Here is a 17,610-nt window from a genome sequence, read left to right as displayed (position 1 = left end):
AGCTATTGAAATATAACGCTATTAAATTTTATCGCGGCTGGCATGGTGCCTGCACTGTCCCTTTTGAGACTTGTAACACCATTTTTCCTGCCGGGAGCACAACAACAATGATCACATCCTCATCCACGCTGCAAGCGTCGAGCACGCACTCCGGGGTTTCCTGGGGGGCGATCTTTGCCGGGGCCGCTGCGGCGGCTGCGCTGTCGCTGATCCTGGTACTGCTGGGTTTCGGCCTGGGTTTTTCGGCGGTGTCGCCGTGGGCCGATAGCGGTATCAGTGCCAAGGGGCTTGGCATTTCCACGATTGTCTGGCTGGCGTTTACGCAGATCGTCGCCTCCGGGTTGGGCGGTTACATCGCCGGCCGCTTGCGGGTGAAGTGGGCCGGCATGCATGGCGACGAGGTGTACTTTCGCGACACGGCCCATGGCTTCCTGGCGTGGGCAGTCGCCACATTGATCACCGCAGTGCTGGTGGTCGGTTCGGTCAGCAGCGTCGTGAGCGGGGGTGTGAAAGCCGGTGCGAGCGTCGCAGCCGGTGCTGCCAACGGAATCACCCAAGCGGCGGGCAGTGCGGCCAAAGGCGTCAACGGTGGCGACTTCGACTATTACGTCGACAGCCTGTTCCGCGATGACCGCCCGGTGGCCGTCAGCGACGACGCGGCCCACGGTGTGGTCGCCCGCATCCTCACCCGTACCCTGAGCAACGACGGGCAACTCGCGGCGCAAGACCGTGCCTATCTCGCCCAGTTGATCAGCCAGCGCACCAACCTCAGCCAGGCCGATGCCGAAGCGCGTATCGACAAGGTCTATGGCGACGCGCGTAAAGCGGTTGAAGACGCCAAGCTCAAGGCCAAGCAAGCCGCTGACACCGCCGCCAAAGTCGCTGCCTATACCTCGCTGTGGACGTTTGTCGCCCTGTTGATCGGCGCGTTCTTTGCCAGCTTCGCTGCGACCTTTGGCGGTCGTCGTCGTGATGCAGTGGTGTACGTCGAAACCGAAAACTACGTTCGTTAATTCAAGGAGAACACCATGCGCTCATTACTTCTGTGGTTCCTCGGCGTGCCGATCCCGGTGATTATCTTGATCGCAATTTTCATGCATTGATCCCGGTCAAGTGTGGGAGGGGGCTTGCCCCCTCTTGCATTTGCGTAGTCAGTCGTCGAACCCGACCTGCTCGTGAATCTCATCCACCTTCAATTCCAACCGGTACGCTACGGCAATAAACAACGCCTGGCACAGGCACAGGGTGGCGCTCAGCGAGCGGAAGGCGAATGACGAACCTTCATTTACCAACAGCACCGCGTTCGCCCGCTTGGCCAGGGGCGACAGGTTGCTGTCGGTGATGATCAGGGTCTTGGCCTGGTGGTGCTGGGCGATGCGCAGGCAGTGCTGGGTCTCTTTACCGTAGGGCGTGAAGCTGATGGCGATCACCAGGTCGTTGGCGCGCACGCTGCGCATCTGCTCGCGGTAGCTGCCGCCCAAACCTGAGATCAAATGGATGCGCTTGTTGGTGTGCTGCAGGTTGTAGACCAGGTAATCGGCCACCGCGAACGAACGACGCACACCCACCACATAGATATTGTCGGCGTTGACCACCAGGTCTACGGCCTTGTCGAACGCCACGTCATCGAGCTCCAGCCCCAGGCGCTCGATACCCGACAGCGTGGCGTTGACGCATTCACGCGCCAGGTCGCCGCCGCTGGCCTTCTGCGACTTGTTGGCGATCATGCTGCGGATGCGTTGCTGGTAGTTCTGCACCGGCGTGGTCTTGTGGGTGTAGGCCTCGCGAAACAGCGCCTGCATTTCACTGAACCCACTGAAGCCGAAACGCTGGGAAAACCGCACGATGGCCGAGGGGTGCACTTCGCATTCGCGGGCGATGTCGCTGATGCGGTCGACCATGATGCGGTCGCTCTGCTGGCTCATGTAGCTGGCGATGCGCTTGAGTTGGCGCGGCAGGCTTTCGTATTCGTCGGTGATCAGCTGCAACAGGCGTTCGGCATTCACCGCAGGGCTGGCGAGGGGGGCCTGCAGGGTGGTCTCGGGCTCGGTGCGGGACATGGGCAATCCTTCTGGCGTGTTCGTCTGGTGCGCTGATGGGTGGCGCAAGTCTACAGGGTAGGCGCAAAAAAATACCCCGGCATCACGGCCCCCGCGGCCTGCTGAAACGATGCACGGGAGCTGGCATGCCATTATGCCGCCTGATTGGAAAAAATATTCCACTAAAAATAATTCTGGAATAAATATTGATTGGCGTCGCTGAACGTTCTAGTCTGCTCTCACCAAGAGCGTGTGCCGTCACCACGGCGGTACCACGCAGGCTGATAAAAATAACAGGAGCCAGCATGGGCCAGACTCGTTTTGCCAGTGGGCGTCAATTGGATCTGATTTGCCTCGGGCGCCTGGGCGTCGACCTCTATGCACAGCAAGTAGGTGCGCGGCTTGAGGACGTGTCCAGCTTCGCCAAGTACCTCGGCGGTTCCTCCGCCAACATCGCCTTCGGCACTGCACGCCTGGGGCTAAAGTCCGCGATGCTCAGCCGCGTCGGTGACGACCATATGGGTCGCTTCCTGGTCGAGTCCCTGGCCCGCGAAGGCTGCGATGTCAGTGGCATCAAGGTCGATCCGGAGCGTCTCACCGCGCTGGTGCTGCTGGGCCTTAAAGATCGTGAAACCTTCCCGTTGGTGTTCTACCGCGAAAACTGCGCCGACATGGCCCTGCGCGCCGAAGACATCAGCGAAGCCTTTATTGCCTCCAGCAAAGCACTGTTGATCACCGGTACGCATTTCTCTACCGACAGCGTGTACAAGGCCAGCATCCAGGCGCTGGACTATGCGGCCAAGCACAACGTCAAGCGCGTGCTGGATATCGACTACCGCCCAGTGCTGTGGGGCTTGGCGGGCAAGGCCGATGGCGAGACGCGCTTTGTCGCCGACCAGAATGTCAGCCAGCATGTGCAGAAGATCCTGCCGCGTTTCGACTTGATCGTCGGCACCGAAGAAGAATTCCTGATCGCCGGTGGCAGTGAAGACCTGCTCACCGCGCTGCGCACCGTGCGCGAACTCACGCCCGCCACGCTGGTGGTCAAGCTTGGCCCGCAGGGCTGCACAGTGATTCACGGTGCAATCCCTGCGCGTTTGGAAGACGGCGCGATCTACCCCGGTGTGCGCGTGGAAGTGCTCAACGTGCTGGGCGCCGGCGATGCGTTCATGTCGGGCTTCCTCAGCGGCTGGATCAACGACGCCAGCGACGAGCGTTGCAGCCAACTGGCCAATGCCTGTGGCGGCCTGGTGGTCTCGCGCCACGCCTGCGCCCCGGCCATGCCGACGCCGGCCGAACTGGATTACCTGTTCAACAGCCCTGTGCCGATCACCCGACCGGACCAGGACGTGACCCTGCAACGCCTGCACCGCGTCACGGTGCCGCGCAAGCAATGGAAGCAGCTGTTTATTTTCGCCTTCGACCACCGCTGGCAATTGGTCGATCTGGCGCAACGCGGTGGCCAGGATCCGGCGCGTATCAGCGATATCAAGCAGCTGTTTATCCAGGCCATCGAACGGGTGGAAAAGAAACTCGCCGAGCAAGGTGTCGAAGCTGATGTGGGCCTGTTGGCTGACCAGCGCTTCGGCCAGGATGCGCTCAACACTGCCAGCGGTCGCGGCTGGTGGATCGCACGCCCGGTGGAAGTGCAGAACTCACGGCCCCTGGCCTTCGAACACGGCCGTTCGATTGGCAGCAACCTGATCGCCTGGCCCCAGGAGCAGATCATCAAGTGCCTGGTGCAATTCCACCCGGATGATGAACCGCTGCTGCGCCTGGAGCAGGAGGCCCAGATCAAGGCGGTGTACGACGCCTCCCTGGTCAGCGGCCATGAACTGCTGCTGGAAATCATCCCACCCAAGGATCACCCGTCCACCTACCCGGACGTGCTCTACCGCAGCCTCAAGCGCCTGTACAACCTGGGCATCTACCCGGCGTGGTGGAAGATCGAAGCGCAGTCGGCCGAAGAATGGAAAAAGCTTGATGCGCTGATCCACGAACGCGACCCGTACTGCCGTGGCGTGGTGCTGCTGGGCCTGAATGCCTCGGCCGAGTTTCTCGCCGACGGCTTCCAGCAGGCACGCCTGAGTACCACCTGCCGTGGATTCGCCGTGGGCCGTACGATCTTCCAGGAACCGAGCAAAGCGTGGATGGCGGGGGAGATTGATGATGAAACCCTGATTCAGCAGGTACAGGCCACATTTGAGCAGCTCATCAACGCCTGGCGCAGTGCTCGAACCTGAACCCAGTTCTAAATGTGCAATGCAATCCAATGTGGGAGGGGGCTTGCCCCCGATAGCTGAGTGTCAGACAACACTTGTGTAGCTGTGCAGCCGCCATCGGGGGCAAGCCGCCTCCCACATAAAGCAGATCTCAGTGATACCTGAAAATAATAAAGGTGCAGCCATGCCCGCAATCCGAATTGGCATCAACCCGATCTCCTGGAGCAACGACGACCTGCCAGCCCTGGGCGGTGAAACGCCCCTGAGCACCGCGTTGAGCGAAGGCAAGGAAATCGGCTACGAAGGTTTTGAACTCAACGGCAAATTCCCCAAGGACGCCAAGGGCGTGGGCGATGTATTGCGCCCTTATGACCTGGCGCTGGTCTCTGGCTGGTATTCCAGCCGCCTGGCGCGCCGCTCGGTGGCCGAAGAAATCGAAGCCATCGCCGGTCACGTCGAGTTACTGAAACACAATGGCGCAAAAGTGCTGGTCTACGGTGAGGTGGCCGATTCGATCCAGGGCTCGCGCATCCGCCTGATCGAGCGTCCGCGCTTGCACAGCGAGCAGGCCTGGCAGGACTACGCCGACAAGCTCACCGAGCTGGCGCGCTTCACCCTGTCCCAAGGCGTGCGCCTGGCGTATCACCACCATATGGGTGCCTACGTCGAGTCCCCCGAAGACATTGATCAGTTGATGAACAGAACCGGCCCGGAAGTCGGCCTGCTCTTCGACTCGGGCCACTGCTACATGGGCGGCGGCGAACCGCTGGAGGTGCTGCGCAAGCACATCGACCGCGTGTGCCACGTGCATTTCAAGGACGTGCGCAAACCGGTGGTGCAACTGGCGCGCAATCAGATGTGGAGCTTCCCGGACTGCATCGTCAACGGCACCTTCACCGTACCCGGCGATGGCGATATCGACTTTGCGCCGTTGCTTGATGAACTGCTGGCCGCGAAATACGAGGGCTGGCTGGTGGTCGAAGCCGAGCAGGACCCGGCGGTGGCGCCCAGCTATATCTACGCGAAAAAAGGTTATGACACCTTGCGTGCACTGCTCACCGAGAGGACCCAGTCATGAGCTTGCTGGTAAAGAGCAGTAAACGCGGGCAGACCATGGTTGCCCTGGAAGAGGGCCGCCTGGAATACGTAGGGTTTAAAGCCTACCGCTTGAGCCTCGGCGAAACGCTGCCCGTCAGCGCCGGCGACAAAGAGCTGTGCCTGGTGCTGCTCAGTGGCCGGGTGAACATCGAAGGCGAAGGTTTCAATTGGCAGAATCTGGGTGATCGCCAGTCGGTGTTCGAAGACAAATCACCATTCGCCGCGTACCTGCCGCCGGGCACCGAGGCTCAGGTCACCGCGTTGAGCGACGTACAAATTGCCGTTTGCGCGGCTCCCGGTGCCGGTGGTTACGAACAGCGCCTGATCCGCCCCGAAGACTGCAAGCGCAGTGTGCGTGGCAAGGGCGCCAACACCCGCTACGTGTGCGACATCCTGCCCGACACCTCGCCGGCCCACTCGCTGCTGGTGGTGGAAGTACGCACGCCGTCGGGACATTCGTCGAGCTACCCGCCGCACAAGCACGACACCGACGACCTGCCGCACCAGAGCTTCCTGGAAGAGACCTACTACCACCAGATCAACCCGCCCCAGGGGTTTGTGTTCCAGCGGGTGTACACCGACGACCGCAGCATCGACCAGGCGATGGCCGTGGAAAACAGCGACCTGGTGGTGGTGCCCAAGGGTTACCACCCGGTCAGCGTGCCGTACGGCTACGAGTCTTACTACCTCAACGTCATGGCTGGCCCCAAGCGCGCCTGGCATTTCCACAACGACCCGCAGCACAGTTGGCTGCTGGACCTTTAAGCGGTTTTGGACGGAGAACAACAATGAAGTCGCCTCTACGCTTTGCCCTGAACCGCATGGTTGCACCGAATCTGTCCCTGCCGGATTTCATCCAGTTGGCGGCCGCGCTCAAGTGCGATGCCATCGAAATCCGCAATGACCTCAAGAACCGTGAAATCGAATACGGCACCCCGGCCAGCCGCGTGCGTGAGTTGTGCGCGGTGCAGGGCATCACGGTGCTGTCGATCAACGCGCTGTACCCCTTTGATGTGTGGAATGACGAACGCCGCGCCCAGGCGATCAAGCTCGCCACCTACGCCCGTGAGTGCGGCGCCCAAGGGCTGGTGATGTGCCCGCTGAATGAGCCGGGCGACACCCGCAACGACGCCCAGCGCGCCGCCGGCTTGCGCACCGCGCTGAGCGAACTGGCGCCGATCCTGCGTGAGTACGGGATTCTCGGTTTCGTCGAGCCCCTGGGCTTCGAAGAGTCCGCCCTGCGCCGCAAGCGTGTGGCGGTGGACGCGATCAAATCCATCGGTGGCCTGGATGTGTTCCGTGTGGTGCATGACACCTTTCACCACCACTTGGCCAATGAGCACGAGTTCTTCCCGGAACTGACCGGCCTGGTGCATATCTCCGGCGTGGAAGATGCCGAGGCGCCGCTCAACTCGATCCGCGACGGCCACCGCGTGCTGGTGGGCGAGGGCGATATCCTCGGCAATGCCGCGCAGATCGACACCTTGCTCAGCACCGGTTACAGCGGCTACCTGTCGTTCGAGCCGTTTGCGAGCAGCGTGCATGAGTTGGCGGATATCCAACAGGCGTTGGGCGCAAGCATTGCCCACCTGCAAAATCGTTAAGGGGCGCGACATGAGCACAACAAGATTGACCATGGCCCAGGCCCTGGTGAAGTTTTTGGATAACCAGTACATCGAAGTCGACGGCGTGCAGAGCAAGTTTGTCGCCGGGATTTTCACCATTTTCGGCCACGGCAATGTGTTGGGCCTGGGCCAGGCGCTGGAGCAGGACAGCGGTGACCTGGTGGTGCATCAGGGCCGCAACGAGCAAGGCATGGCCCACGCCGCCATTGGGTTTGCCAAGCAGCATCTGCGCCGCAAGATCTATGCGTGCACGTCCTCCGTAGGTCCGGGCGCGGCAAATATGCTGACCGCTGCCGCGACCGCGACCGCCAATCGGATACCGTTGCTGTTGTTGCCCGGCGACGTCTACGCCAGCCGCCAACCGGACCCGGTGTTGCAACAGATCGAACAGTTCCACGACCTGAGTATCAGCACCAACGATGCGTTCCGTTCGGTGAGCAAATACTGGGACCGTATCAACCGTCCCGAGCAACTGATGACCGCGGCGATCCACGCCATGCGCGTGCTCACCGACCCTGCGGAGACCGGCGCGGTGACCCTCGCGTTACCTCAGGACGTGCAGGCCGAGGCCTGGGATTACCCTGATTACTTCCTGCAAAAACGTGTGCACCGGATCGACCGTCGGCCAGCCACCGCCGGGATGATCGCCGATGCGCTCGCGGCCTTTCGTGGAAAGCGCAAGCCTCTGATCATCTGCGGCGGCGGAGTCAAGTATTCCGGGGCGAATGCTGCGTTGCAGGCGTTTGCCGAACGTTTTGACATCCCCTTCGCTGAAACCCAGGCGGGCAAGAGTGCGGTGGTCTCCAGCCACCCGCTGAACCTGGGTGGGATCGGCGAGACCGGTTGCCTGGCAGCGAACCTGCTGGCGCCCGAAGCGGACCTGATCATCGGGATCGGCACACGCTATACCGATTTCACCACCTCCTCGAAGTCACTGTTCAAGCACCCTGAGGTGCAGTTTCTAAACCTCAATATCAGCCCCTGCGATGCGCTGAAACTTGACGGCGTGCAGTTGCTGGCGGATGCCAAGGTCGGTCTGCAAGCGTTGGCGCAGGCGCTGGGTGACTACCGCTCCGACTGGGCGGACCAGCCCCGGGACGCCAAGGCGCAGTTGGACGCCGAGGTGGACCGGATTTACCAGGCTGAGTACCAGACGGAAAATTTCGTTCCGGAAATCAACGACCATATGGACCCCGCCGTCCTGCGCGAATTTATCGAGCTGACCGGCTCCTGCCTGACCCAAAGCCGGGTGCTCGGCGTACTCAATGAAACCCTGGCCGACGACGCAATCATCGTCGCGGCGGCTGGCAGCTTGCCCGGTGATTTGCAGCGCAGTTGGCGCAGCAAGGGGGTCAATACCTACCACGTTGAGTATGGCTATTCATGCATGGGTTATGAGGTCAACGCCGCGTTGGGCGTGAAGCTGGCCGAGCCGCAGCGTGAGGTCTACGCCCTGGTGGGTGATGGCTCCTACATGATGCTGCACTCGGAGCTGGCCACCTCGATCCAGGAGCGCCGCAAGATCAACGTGGTGCTGCTCGACAATATGACCTTTGGCTGCATCAACAACCTGCAGATGGAACACGGCATGGACAGCTTCGGCACCGAGTTCCGCTTCCGCAATCCAGAAACCGGCAAGCTCGATGGCGGTTTTGTACCGGTGGATTTCGCCATGAGCGCGGCGGCTTATGGCTGCAAGACCTACAAGGTCAGCAGCATTGAGCAGTTGCAGGCGGCGCTGGCCGATGCTCGTACGCAAACGGTGTCGACCCTGATCGATATCAAGGTGCTGCCCAAGACGATGATCCACAAATACCTGTCGTGGTGGCGGGTCGGTGTGGCGCAGGTCTCTACCAGCGCGCGTACTGACGCGGTGGCCAAACAATTGAACGAACGTCTGGCCAAGGCCCGGCAGTACTAATAACAAGAGGAGTGTTTGTATGTCGTTGAAGCTTGGAGTGATCGGTGCCGGTGCCATCGGCCGTGACCATATTCGTCGTTGCAGCCAGACCTTGCTCAACAGCCAGGTGGTGGCAGTGACCGACATCAACCTTGAGCAAGCTGCCAAGGTGGTTGCCGAGTTGAAGCTGGACGCCGAGGTGTATCCGGACGGCCATGCGCTGATCAACTCGCCGCAGGTTGAAGCCGTGCTGGTGACCTCGTGGGGCCCGAGCCATGAAGAGTTCGTGCTGGCGGCCATTGCCGCCGGCAAGCCGGTGTTCTGTGAAAAGCCTTTGGCCGTGACCGCCGAAGGCTGCCGCAAGATCGTCGAGGCCGAAGTGGCCCACGGCAAGCGTTTGGTGCAAGTGGGCTTCATGCGCCCGTACGACGAAGGTTATCGCGCCCTCAAGGCGGTGATCGACAGCGGCCAGATCGGCGAGCCGTTGATGCTGCACTGCGCGCACCGCAACCCGACGGTGGGCGAGAACTACAAGACCGACATGGCGATCACCGACACGCTGATTCACGAGCTGGACGTGCTGCGCTGGTTGCTCAATGACGACTACGTTTCCGTGCAGGTGGTGTTCCCGCGCAAGACCAGCAAGGCCTTGGCGCACCTGCGCGACCCGCAGATCGTGCTGCTGGAAACCGCCAAGGGCACGCGCATCGACGTGGAAGTGTTTGTGAACTGCCAGTACGGCTACGACATCCAGTGCGAAGTGGTGGGGGAGACCGGTATCGCCAAATTGCCGGAGCCTTCACAGGTGCAATTGCGCAGCGGTGCCAAGCTGTCCAACGCGATTCTGATGGACTGGAAGGATCGGTTTATCGGTGCCTATGACGTGGAGTTGCAGGCCTTTATCGATAGCGTGCGGGCCGGGCAAGTCGGCGGGCCGTCGGCGTGGGATGGCTTTGCTGCAGCGGTAGCGGCGGATGCGTGTATCCAAGCGCAGAGCAGTGAGCAGATCGTCAAGGTGAGCTTGCCGGATCGTCCGCACTTCTACGGCTGACACTCGGTCAATGTGGGAGGGGCTTGCCCCCGATGACACTGTGTCAGTTATAGATGCATCCACTGAGACTCCCTCATCGGGGGCAAGCCCCCTCCCACGGTTGATTGGGTTTGCAATTCAATTCAGGAGTTGATCATGCGAATCGGACTAGTCGGCTACGGCCATGGAGGGCGCTTTTTTCATGCGCCGCTGATTGCAACATTGCCTGGCGCCACGTTTGTTGGCGTCGTTACACGCTCCCCCGAGCGCCGCCAACAGCTGGCATCCGACCACCCTGGCCTGGCGGCCTTCAACTCCATCGGCCAGATCGTCGAAGCCGGTGTCGACGCCCTGGTGATCTCCACCACCCTCAAGGGCCGCCCGGCCCTGGTGCTGGAAGCCATCGAACACGGCGTCGCGGTGGTCAGCGACAAACCCTTTGCCGCCAATGCCGAACAGGCCCAGGCGCTGATCACCGCCGCTGAACGCCATGAAGTGCTGCTCAGCGTCTACCAGAACCGGCGCTGGGACTCGGACTACCTGACCCTGCGCAAGCTGATCGACGCCGGTGCCCTGGGCACCGTCAGCCGTTTTGAATCCCGGGTCGAACGCTACAGCCCGCAAGCCGTGGGCAATGCCAGTGGTGGCGGTTGGTTGCGCGACCTTGGCAGCCACTTGGTGGACCAGGCGCTGCAACTGTTCGGCCCGGTGGATCGGGTGTTTGCACAATTGCACTACAGCGCAGAACACCCCAGCGTCGACCACGGTTTTTTCGTCTCCCTGACCCACGCCAGCGGCGTGATTTCCCATCTATGGGGCAATGCCCTGCAAAACAGCCAGGCGCCGCGCTTTCGTGTGAGTGGCAGCTTGGGTTGCTACACCGTCGACGGGCTCGACGGCCAGGAAGAAGCGCTGATGGCCGGCAAATCGCCAAAAACCGAAGGCGAGCACTGGGGCGCCGAGGAGCACCGACGCTGGGGCTGGTTCGAGCAAGGGGATGAGCGTGAACGGGTGCCGTCGGAAAAGGGCTGCTGGACGCAGTTCTACCGCCAGTTGCAAACCGCTGTGCAAGGGCAGGGACCTTTACCGGTAGACGCCTATGACGCGCTGGAAACCACCCGTATATTGGACGCCGCACGCCTGAGCGCCGAGCGCCAGCAGGTGGTTTCAACAAAAATAGAATAAAATTCTAAAACAGGTTGATATGGAAATTATTTTCCAATAAAGTCTTTTCCAGGTTGCATAAAGTACGTCTTGGGCTCGACCCCGACGACTCAACAAAAACAAGATCAAAAACAACCAGGTACCGTCAGATGAAAATCTTCAACGCTGTACTGCGAGTTTTACGCCCTGCTCACACGCCACGCGGTCTGCCCCGCGCCCGGCCGTTCTACTTCTCCTTCCTTAATGTGCTGTGCGTCGAAAACAAAGGCGCGCTGGTCTGCTGCATTCCTGGCGCACCGGTCGTACGACTGCCCGCCGAGCTCTGATAAACGCAACGTCCAAAAAACCAACAAGAAAGTGGAGACAGACCGTTCATGAAGACCCCGATCCGTTTTACCGCGCTGGCCCTGTCGATGCTGCTCGCCAGCGGTGTTGCCTCGGCTGCCGACCTGAAGATAGGCGTGAGCATGTCCGCCTTCGATGACACCTTCCTCACCTACTTGCGCGAAGACATGGACAAGCAAGCCAAGTCCTATCCGAAAGGCGACGGCGTGCAGCTGCAGTTCGAAGACGCCCGCGCCGACGTGGTGAAACAACTGAGCCAAGTAGAGAACTTTATCAGCCAGAAGGTCGATGCCATCATCGTCAACCCGGTGGATACCGCGTCGACCGCGAACATCATCAAGGCCGCCACGGCCGCGAAAATCCCGCTGGTGTTCGTCAACCGTCGTCCGGACAGCCCGACACTGGCCCCGGGCGTCGCGGCAGTGATTTCCGACGATGTCGAGGCGGGCAAGCTGCAAATGCAGTACATCGCCGAAAAACTCGACGGCAAGGGCAACATCGTGATCCTGCTGGGCGACCTGGCGAACAACTCCACCACCAACCGCACCAAGGGCGTCAAGGAAGTACTGGCCAAGTACCCCGGTATCAAGATCGAACAGGAACAGACCGGTATCTGGTCGCGTGACAAAGGCATGACCCTGGTCAACGATTGGCTGACCCAGGGCCGCGACTTCCAGGCGGTGTTGTCCAACAACGATGAGATGGCGATTGGTGCTGCCATGGCCCTCAAATCGGCGGGCAAGAAAGGCGTATTAATCGCCGGTGTGGACGGTACGCCGGACGGCCTGAACGCGATCAGCAAAGGCGACATGACCGTGTCGGCCTTCCAGGACGCCAAGGGCCAGGCGGACAAGTCGGTGGAGACGGCGCGCAAGATGGCCAAAAACGAGCCCATCGAGCAGAACGTGGTGATCCCGTTCCGGCTGATCACGCCGGACAACGTCAAAGAATTCAAGTAGCCCTGACATAACAACAATAAACCGGCAGGGCGGTCGTGCCCGCCCTGCTGATGGAGTACCTCCCTATGCTCGCTCAAGCCGCTGTCTCGCAGCCCCCCGGTATCCAGCCGCTGCCGCTGGAAGAACCCTACCTGCTGGAAATCGTCAACATCAGCAAAGGCTTTCCCGGCGTCGTGGCCCTGGCCGACGTGCAATTGCGTGTGCGCCCAGGCACCGTGCTGGCGCTGATGGGCGAGAACGGTGCGGGCAAGTCGACCTTGATGAAAATCATCGCCGGCATCTACCAGCCCGACGCCGGCGAAATCCGCCTGCGTGGCAAGCCGATCGTGTTTGAAACACCCCTGGCGGCGCAGAAGGCGGGGATCGCGATGATCCACCAGGAACTCAACCTGATGCCGCACATGAGCATCGCCGAGAACATTTGGATTGGCCGCGAACAGCTCAACAGCCTGCACATGGTCAACCACCGCGAAATGCACCGCTGCACCGCCGAGTTGCTGGCGCGCCTGCGGATCAACCTCGACCCTGAAGAACAGGTCGGCAACCTGAGCATCGCCGAGCGGCAGATGGTCGAGATCGCCAAGGCGGTGTCCTACGACTCCGACATCCTGATCATGGATGAGCCCACCTCGGCGATTACCGAGAAGGAAGTGGCCCACCTGTTTTCGATCATCGCCGACCTCAAGTCCCAGGGCAAAGGCATCGTCTACATCACCCATAAAATGAACGAAGTGTTTGCCATCGCCGATGAAGTGGCGGTGTTCCGCGACGGTCAGTACATCGGGCTGCAACGTGCCGACACCATGAACAGCGACAGCCTGATCTCGATGATGGTGGGCCGTGAGCTGAGCCAGTTGTTCCCGGTGCGCGAGACGCCTATTGGCGAGCTGCTGATGTCGGTGCGCGACCTGACCCTGGACGGCGTGTTCAAGGACGTCTCCTTCGACCTGCATGCTGGCGAGATCCTGGGTATTGCCGGGCTGATGGGTTCGGGCCGCACCAACGTGGCGGAAACCATCTTTGGCATCACCCCCAGCAGCAGCGGGCAGATCACCCTGGATGGCGCTGCCGTGCGCATTACCGACCCGCACATGGCCATCGAGAAAGGCTTTGCGCTGTTGACCGAGGACCGCAAGCTCAGTGGCCTGTTCCCGTGCCTGTCGGTGCTGGAAAACATGGAGATGGCGGTGTTGCCGCATTATTCGGGCAACGGCTTTATCCAGCAGAAAGCCCTGCGTGCCTTGTGTGAAGACATGTGCAAGAAGCTGCGGGTGAAAACCCCTTCGCTGGAGCAGTGCATCGACACCTTGTCCGGTGGCAACCAGCAAAAAGCCTTGCTCGCCCGTTGGCTGATGACCAATCCACGGCTACTGATCCTGGATGAGCCGACCCGGGGCATTGACGTCGGGGCCAAGGCCGAGATCTATCGCTTGATCTCCTTCCTCGCCAGCGAAGGCATGGCGGTAATCATGATTTCCTCGGAGCTGCCTGAAGTGCTGGGCATGAGCGATCGGGTGATGGTGATGCACGAAGGTGAACTGATGGGCACCCTGGACCGTGCGGATGCGACCCAGGAAAAAGTCATGCAGTTGGCCTCCGGTATGTCCGTGGTCCACTGAAGAATTGCACAGAATAAGAAGGTGATTGGCTATGAACGCAATAACAGACAACAAGCCTGCCACGGCCCCGGTCAAGCACCGGCGGCGACTGCCCACCGAGCTGAGCATCTTCCTGGTGCTGATCGGCATCGGCCTGGTGTTCGAGTTGTTCGGCTGGATCGTGCGTGACCAGAGCTTCTTGATGAACTCCCAGCGCCTGGTGCTGATGATCCTGCAAGTGTCGATCATCGGCCTGCTGGCGATTGGCGTGACCCAGGTAATCATTACCACGGGGATCGATTTGTCGTCCGGCTCCGTGCTGGCGCTGTCGGCGATGATCGCTGCCAGCTTGGCGCAGACTTCCGATTTTTCCCGGGCCGTGTTCCCAAGCTTGACCGATCTGCCGGTGTGGATCCCCGTGGCGATGGGCTTGGGTGTGGGGCTATTGGCGGGGGCGATCAACGGCAGCATCATCGCCGTCACCGGTATCCCGCCGTTTATCGCGACACTCGGCATGATGGTGTCGGCCCGTGGCCTGGCGCGTTACTACACCGAAGGCCAGCCGGTGAGCATGCTCTCGGATTCGTACACGGCCATCGGCCACGGCGCGATGCCGGTGATCATCTTCCTGGTGGTGGCGGTAATCTTCCACATTGCCCTGCGCTACACCAAGTACGGCAAGTACACCTACGCCATTGGCGGCAACATGCAGGCGGCGCGGACCTCGGGGATCAACGTCAAGCGTCACCTGATCATCGTCTACAGCATCGCCGGCCTCCTGGCAGGCCTGGCCGGTGTGGTGGCTTCGGCACGCGCTGCCACTGGGCAGGCGGGCATGGGCATGTCCTATGAGCTGGATGCGATTGCCGCAGCGGTAATCGGCGGCACCAGCCTGGCGGGCGGGGTAGGGCGCATCACTGGCACGGTGATCGGTGCGCTGATCCTTGGGGTGATGGCCAGTGGGTTTACCTTCGTGGGGGTGGATGCGTACATCCAGGACATCATCAAGGGCTTGATCATTGTGGTGGCAGTGGTGATCGACCAATACCGCAACAAGCGCAAGCTCAAACGCTGACGGGTAGCGGTTGGCGATAAGCCGCAAGCGGCAAGTCGATGAGCTTTACAGCTTGTCGCTTGCAGCTTGCGGCTTATAGCTGCTCTACGAACTTTCCTGCTATAAACGCACTCCGATGACCGTTCACCAAGCCCGCTCTGGTGCCTTTTGGGGTTGTATCGGAAAAAATGCCTGTCTTTTCAGTTGCTGCGCCCTCAAGTCGGCCTTAGACTGCCGCCCCTCGTAAATTGAGTGCCGGGTGGCGCTTGGAACGGATGGCGCCCTTCCGAGACCTGCACAGGTCGGCCGGAACGCTCCCTTATTCGCCTTAATGCACGTATTTTTTATAGAGAAATCAATGACAAAGGAAAAGTTGCTGGCCATGCCGGCGGATGACTACATGAATGCCGAACAGCACGCTTTTTTTGAGCAGTTGCTGCAAGACATGAAAGTGGAACACCACGAGCGCATTGAACAGAACCGTATCGCCATTGAAAGCCTGGACACCCCGGCTGACCCGGCCGACGCCGCTTCCGTGGAAGAAGAGCGTACCTGGCTGGTCAATGCCATCGACCGCGACCAGCGTATGTTGCCGCAGCTTGAACGCGCACTGGAGCGCATCAAGGAAGATTCCTTTGGCTGGTGCGACGACAGCGGCGAGCCTATCGGCCTCAAGCGCCTGCTGATCAGCCCGACCACCAAGTACTGCATCGAAGCGCAAGAGCGCCACGAGCAGATCGACAAGCACCAGCGCCAAGCCTGATGCGGTGAAGCTGGGGGGCCGCACCCGCGGTTCCCCGGAGAAAGACCCGTTACGCCCCGTCTATTGATCTACTGCACGTTACCCCACTAAAGGCCCATAGATAATGGCCTGATAGTGGCGTTTAATGCGCAGATAATAATGACAAACAGTGGGGTAACGAAGATGGCTGGAGACGGAACTCTGATGGGCGCAGCAGTGCCACCGCACACGGTGGTGCGCGTGTTGCCCGGCTGGCTGACGCCGCTTATGCAGAGCACCGCCCTGGTGCTGGTACTGCTGGGCCTGGCATTTGCCAGCTTGCCGCTCTACGTTTGCCTACCACTGGCCGTGCTGGTGATCTGGCTGCCTCGCCTGAAAAGCCCCAAGCCTGTGATTGCACCGTCTGCTGCCACCGATGCCATTGGCGAGCTGACCCGCGACCTGTCCTATACCACCAGCCACAACGCCCTGTCCGCCGCCGGCGTGGCCTATTCGGTCAAGCAACTGGCTGCACGCGTGCAGTCGCAATTGAGCGCGGCCAAGCAAATTGTCAGCAGCGCCGAAGTGATGATCGGCACCGAGAAAGTCACCTCCCAACTCAGCCGCGAGGCTTTGGGCGCGGCGAGCCAAGCCCATCAGCGCAGCACGCAAGGTCGTGAAGTGCTGGCCCAGTCGATTACCCGCATGCACCAGCTCAGCCAGCGCGCCAACGCGAGCCGCGAGCTGATCGAGGCCTTGAGCCAGCGCAGTGAAGAAATCCAGCGCGTCACCCTGGTGATCCAGTCCATCGCCAGCCAGACCAACCTGCTGGCGCTTAACGCGGCCATTGAAGCAGCGCGCGCTGGCGAGCATGGGCGTGGGTTCGCCGTGGTGGCGGACGAAGTGCGCGGGCTGGCCGGTCGTACGGCCACGGCCACCGATGAAGTCGGGGTGATGGTGGCGGATATCCAGCAGCGCACCGCCCAGGTGGTGGAGCAGATTCGCCAATTGTCGGCGGACCTGCACACTGGCGTGGAGCAGGTTGAGCAGGCAGGCGAGCAGTTGCACAGCATCGCCAGCCTGGCGGCGGATGTAGAAGGGCAGGTCAATGAAATCGCCCAAGGCACCGACACCAACCGCGCCCAGCTCGACAGCCTGTTCCATGCCGTGGAGCAGATGCGCAGCGATCTTGACGTGAGCGACCAGCAAACCCGCCAGTTGGCTGAGGCCGCAGTGCAAATGGAAGGCCAGGCCGAAACCATCAGCGAGCGTTTGGCGCAGGTCGGGCTGGATGACTACCACCAGCGCGTCTACGACCTGGCGCGTGAGGGCGCCAGCCGCATCAGCGCGCAATTTGAAGCGGATGTGCAGCAAAGCCGCATCAGCCTGGAAGACCTGTTCGATCGCAGTTACACGCCGATTCCCAACACCCGTCCAAGCAAATATCACACGCGGTTCGATGGCTATACCGATCAGGTCCTGCCAGCGATCCAGGAAGCGCTGCTGCCGCGTCATGAAGGCTTGGTGTTTGCCATCGCCTGCACCCCTCAGGGCTACGTCCCGACGCATAACAAGGCGTTTTCTCTGGCGCTGACCGGCGATGCCCAGGTCGATGCGGCGCAGAACCGCACCAAGCGCAAGTTTGAAGACCGTACCGGGATTCGCTGCGGCAGCCATCAGCAAGCAGTGTTGTTGCAGACCTACACCCGCGATACCGGCGAGCTGATGCACGACCTGTCGGTACCGATCATGGTCAAGGGGCGGCATTGGGGCGGCTTGCGCCTGGGGTATAAACCTGAGGGGGCAAAGGCTGCGCGCTAGGGATTATTGCTGTTTATGCAATGAAGCTATTCCG

Annotated in this window: 15 protein-coding genes; 14 read left to right on the top strand and 1 reads right to left on the bottom strand. The window is 60.9% G+C overall.

Annotated elements, in window-relative coordinates:
- Window positions 1–107: 107 nt before the first annotated feature.
- On the top strand, window positions 108–1,013 hold the full coding sequence (locus tag PspS35_RS16510) for a hypothetical protein (protein ID WP_159935805.1): 906 nt from the start codon (window positions 108–110) through the stop codon (window positions 1,011–1,013).
- A 138-nt stretch (window positions 1,014–1,151) separates the two neighbouring features.
- On the opposite strand, the gene PspS35_RS16505 is transcribed toward PspS35_RS16510, so the two are convergent.
- Window positions 1,152–2,060 (bottom strand): MurR/RpiR family transcriptional regulator, encoded by a 909-nt coding sequence (locus PspS35_RS16505; protein WP_159935804.1) that lies wholly within the window; start codon window positions 2,058–2,060, stop codon window positions 1,152–1,154.
- 284 nt (window positions 2,061–2,344) lie between these two features.
- Here PspS35_RS16505 and iolC point away from each other — a divergent pair, with 284 nt between their 5' ends.
- From iolC to PspS35_RS16445, 13 genes are all read left to right on the top strand, one after another.
- A complete protein-coding gene (gene iolC / locus PspS35_RS16500) occupies window positions 2,345–4,282 on the top strand; it encodes a 5-dehydro-2-deoxygluconokinase (protein ID WP_159935803.1) in 1,938 nt (645 codons plus the stop codon).
- 163 nt (window positions 4,283–4,445) lie between these two features.
- A complete protein-coding gene (iolE, locus tag PspS35_RS16495) occupies window positions 4,446–5,339 on the top strand; it encodes a myo-inosose-2 dehydratase (protein WP_159935802.1) in 894 nt (297 codons plus the stop codon).
- Window positions 5,336–6,124 (top strand): 5-deoxy-glucuronate isomerase, encoded by a 789-nt coding sequence (iolB, locus tag PspS35_RS16490; protein ID WP_159935801.1) that lies wholly within the window; start codon window positions 5,336–5,338, stop codon window positions 6,122–6,124. The genes iolE and iolB overlap by 4 nt, the downstream gene beginning before the upstream one ends.
- A gap of 23 nt (window positions 6,125–6,147) precedes the next feature.
- The gene (locus tag PspS35_RS16485) at window positions 6,148–6,963 is read left to right on the top strand and encodes a TIM barrel protein (RefSeq protein WP_159935800.1); all 816 of its coding nucleotides are present in this window, start codon (window positions 6,148–6,150) and stop codon (window positions 6,961–6,963) included.
- Window positions 6,964–6,973: 10 nt separating this feature from the next.
- The gene (gene iolD / locus PspS35_RS16480) at window positions 6,974–8,905 is read left to right on the top strand and encodes a 3D-(3,5/4)-trihydroxycyclohexane-1,2-dione acylhydrolase (decyclizing) (protein WP_159935799.1); all 1,932 of its coding nucleotides are present in this window, start codon (window positions 6,974–6,976) and stop codon (window positions 8,903–8,905) included.
- Between the two features lie 19 nt (window positions 8,906–8,924).
- Window positions 8,925–9,935, top strand: a complete 1,011-nt coding sequence (locus tag PspS35_RS16475) for a Gfo/Idh/MocA family oxidoreductase (protein ID WP_159935798.1) — start codon at window positions 8,925–8,927, stop codon at window positions 9,933–9,935.
- Between the two features lie 135 nt (window positions 9,936–10,070).
- Window positions 10,071–11,099, top strand: coding sequence for a Gfo/Idh/MocA family oxidoreductase (locus tag PspS35_RS16470; protein WP_159935797.1), 1,029 nt, complete (start codon window positions 10,071–10,073; stop codon window positions 11,097–11,099).
- A 128-nt stretch (window positions 11,100–11,227) separates the two neighbouring features.
- Entirely contained in the window at window positions 11,228–11,404 is a 177-nt protein-coding gene (locus tag PspS35_RS30085; protein WP_012723783.1) for a hypothetical protein, read from the top strand.
- Window positions 11,405–11,452: 48 nt separating this feature from the next.
- Window positions 11,453–12,382, top strand: coding sequence for a sugar ABC transporter substrate-binding protein (locus PspS35_RS16465; protein ID WP_159935796.1), 930 nt, complete (start codon window positions 11,453–11,455; stop codon window positions 12,380–12,382).
- Window positions 12,383–12,447: 65 nt separating this feature from the next.
- A complete protein-coding gene (locus tag PspS35_RS16460) occupies window positions 12,448–14,001 on the top strand; it encodes a sugar ABC transporter ATP-binding protein (RefSeq protein ID WP_159935795.1) in 1,554 nt (517 codons plus the stop codon).
- A 31-nt stretch (window positions 14,002–14,032) separates the two neighbouring features.
- On the top strand, window positions 14,033–15,055 hold the full coding sequence (locus PspS35_RS16455; RefSeq protein ID WP_024076018.1) for an ABC transporter permease: 1,023 nt from the start codon (window positions 14,033–14,035) through the stop codon (window positions 15,053–15,055).
- A gap of 337 nt (window positions 15,056–15,392) precedes the next feature.
- Window positions 15,393–15,797, top strand: a complete 405-nt coding sequence (locus PspS35_RS16450) for a TraR/DksA C4-type zinc finger protein (RefSeq protein ID WP_010564800.1) — start codon at window positions 15,393–15,395, stop codon at window positions 15,795–15,797.
- Window positions 15,798–15,980: 183 nt separating this feature from the next.
- Complete coding sequence (locus PspS35_RS16445; RefSeq protein ID WP_159935794.1) at window positions 15,981–17,576, top strand: methyl-accepting chemotaxis protein; 1,596 nt, start codon at window positions 15,981–15,983, stop codon at window positions 17,574–17,576.
- Window positions 17,577–17,610: the final 34 nt, after the last annotated feature.

Origin of the sequence: Pseudomonas sp. S35, assembly GCF_009866765.1 — a bacterium.
Classification (GTDB): domain Bacteria; phylum Pseudomonadota; class Gammaproteobacteria; order Pseudomonadales; family Pseudomonadaceae; genus Aquipseudomonas.
The sequence above is the reverse complement of the archived record's forward strand: the minus strand, read 5'-3'. Positions and strand labels throughout refer to the sequence as shown.

Coding starts and splice junctions, on each gene's coding strand:
- PspS35_RS16510 (WP_159935805.1), top strand. CDS start 108: ATGATCACATCCTCATCCACGCTGCAAGCGTCGAGCACGCACTCCGGG.
- PspS35_RS16505 (WP_159935804.1), bottom strand. CDS start 2,060: ATGTCCCGCACCGAGCCCGAGACCACCCTGCAGGCCCCCCTCGCCAGC.
- iolC (WP_159935803.1), top strand. CDS start 2,345: ATGGGCCAGACTCGTTTTGCCAGTGGGCGTCAATTGGATCTGATTTGC.
- iolE (WP_159935802.1), top strand. CDS start 4,446: ATGCCCGCAATCCGAATTGGCATCAACCCGATCTCCTGGAGCAACGAC.
- iolB (WP_159935801.1), top strand. CDS start 5,336: ATGAGCTTGCTGGTAAAGAGCAGTAAACGCGGGCAGACCATGGTTGCC.
- PspS35_RS16485 (WP_159935800.1), top strand. CDS start 6,148: ATGAAGTCGCCTCTACGCTTTGCCCTGAACCGCATGGTTGCACCGAAT.
- iolD (WP_159935799.1), top strand. CDS start 6,974: ATGAGCACAACAAGATTGACCATGGCCCAGGCCCTGGTGAAGTTTTTG.
- PspS35_RS16475 (WP_159935798.1), top strand. CDS start 8,925: ATGTCGTTGAAGCTTGGAGTGATCGGTGCCGGTGCCATCGGCCGTGAC.
- PspS35_RS16470 (WP_159935797.1), top strand. CDS start 10,071: ATGCGAATCGGACTAGTCGGCTACGGCCATGGAGGGCGCTTTTTTCAT.
- PspS35_RS30085 (WP_012723783.1), top strand. CDS start 11,228: ATGAAAATCTTCAACGCTGTACTGCGAGTTTTACGCCCTGCTCACACG.
- PspS35_RS16465 (WP_159935796.1), top strand. CDS start 11,453: ATGAAGACCCCGATCCGTTTTACCGCGCTGGCCCTGTCGATGCTGCTC.
- PspS35_RS16460 (WP_159935795.1), top strand. CDS start 12,448: ATGCTCGCTCAAGCCGCTGTCTCGCAGCCCCCCGGTATCCAGCCGCTG.
- PspS35_RS16455 (WP_024076018.1), top strand. CDS start 14,033: ATGAACGCAATAACAGACAACAAGCCTGCCACGGCCCCGGTCAAGCAC.
- PspS35_RS16450 (WP_010564800.1), top strand. CDS start 15,393: ATGACAAAGGAAAAGTTGCTGGCCATGCCGGCGGATGACTACATGAAT.
- PspS35_RS16445 (WP_159935794.1), top strand. CDS start 15,981: ATGGGCGCAGCAGTGCCACCGCACACGGTGGTGCGCGTGTTGCCCGGC.